Origin of the sequence: Nocardiopsis sp. B62 (assembly GCF_018070675.1) — a bacterium.
In the GTDB taxonomy this organism is placed as follows: domain Bacteria; phylum Actinomycetota; class Actinomycetes; order Streptosporangiales; family Streptosporangiaceae; genus Nocardiopsis; species Nocardiopsis prasina.
This window is the reverse complement of record NZ_JAGPXK010000056.1, coordinates 1-1,536: the sequence shown is the minus strand read 5'-3', so window position 1 is coordinate 1,536 and position 1,536 is coordinate 1. Positions and strand designations below refer to the sequence as shown.

At 68.9% G+C, this 1,536-nt stretch carries 1 protein-coding gene; it reads right to left on the bottom strand.

Translation table 11 applies throughout. From position 1 onward, the window contains the following. Nucleotides 1–199: 199 nt before the first annotated feature. Entirely contained in the window at nt 200–1,522 is a 1,323-nt protein-coding gene (locus KBX21_RS26240) for an HNH endonuclease signature motif containing protein (RefSeq protein WP_210844326.1), read from the bottom strand. Nucleotides 1,523–1,536 lie beyond the last annotated feature (14 nt).

The following is a 1,536-nucleotide window of genomic DNA, read 5'->3' as shown; positions in this document are numbered from 1 at the left end:
GGACGGAACTGCGGCAGCGAGGGAGAGCGCTGGGTCGGGGTTGGTGGTGGTCCTCGGGTTGGGAAGGTGCTGCCCGTCCCCGCCCTGGGCGGGGGTCTGGGCGGCGATGTTGGGTGTGGGCATGACGGCGTTCCTCTCAGGGCCTGGGCATGGGTAAGGGCATGGGGGCGTGCGGGAGTAAGGGGCGCCGGGAGCGGGGTCATTCGCGTGGTGTGCGGGGAGGCGGTATCCGGCCCGGCGGGCCCGGCGGTCGGGGTGGGTGGCCTCGGTTGCGGCCGGACCACATCCTCTTGTCCCGGCGCAGCCCCCACCGGTGCTTGAGCCGGTTATGGGTCGAACACAAGGGTTGGATGTTCTCAGCGCTGGTACGTCCGCCCTGCCACCACTCCACGATGTGATCGGCCTGCGTCCACTTCAGAGGCACATCACACCCGTACTGCCAGGCGCAGGTGGTGTGCCCCAGGTAGGCGGCCGCTTTGATCTGCGGGGTAGCCGTGCGGTACTCGTGCCCCACATCCAACACCGCGCCGCTCTTGTGCTCCACCATCAGGTGACGCACCAAGCTCTCCCCCAGCAACTCCCGCACAGCGGTGGTCGGGACCACCTGCCCGTTCTGGGTAGCGGCCACATCATCCCCACCCACCCCGGCCAGGGTCGTGGCGGGGATGAGAATGGTGATGAGCGCGGCCGGCGTCGAGGGCTTCGCACACCCGTGATGGGTCTGGGCCAGGCCCACCGCGTTCATGAACGCGTCAAAGCCCCGCTGAGCAGGCGACAACCCGTCCTGAGGGTTGTGGGGGTTGGTGTAGCCCTCCAACACGGCCTCAAGACGCAGCGCGTCAGCGGCTGAACCCCAGGCCTGGAACAGGAAGCTCCCGCCGAAGGTCCGCGCCAGGGTCGCGCCCCGGTTGGCGTGGGCGGCCTCGTGCTCGCGCTCCACACCCTCAGGGTCCAGGCGGGCGCTGAGCTGGTGGGCGGCCCGGGCCAGGGAGGCAACGGAGGCGTTGGGGCGTTCCTCCTTGAAGGACAGCAGCCCGCATTCCATCTTCGCCCGCAACAGCTCAGGGTCGGTGTTGTGGGCGGGGCCCTTTTTGTCCACCGCGCGTTCCACACTCGTGATGATGGCGGCCGATTCCCCGAAGGACAATTCCCCGGACTCCAGCGCCCTCAATGTGTCGGGCATCGAATGGTGGACGTCGGCGCGACCCACAGCGGCGAGTTCGTTGGCCTGGGCGGTAGGGATGGCGAAGGAGTGGCGCATCCACGTGGTCAGGTCGCGGTGGCCGCCCTCGCTCAGGAGTTGTCCGCTGGCCTCGATGCGGGCCAGGGCCCTGACCATGTGGTGCTTGATCTGGTCCAGTTCCTCCCACAGGCGGGTGGCCTGGTCCAACACCTCGCCCTCACACCCGGGCGCGAACTCGCGGGTGAAGAAGGTGGTGGCCTGTTCCCGGGCGGCGCGCACGGCCGTGTCCACCGGGGTGGACCCGGTGGTCGGGGCGGGCACTGCGGGAAAGGAGGCCATATTTCAATAGTAGG

Excerpts from the sequence above, each read along its gene's own strand:
- KBX21_RS26240 (WP_210844326.1), bottom strand. The coding sequence starts at position 1,522 with ATGGCCTCCTTTCCCGCAGTGCCCGCCCCGACCACCGGGTCCACCCCG.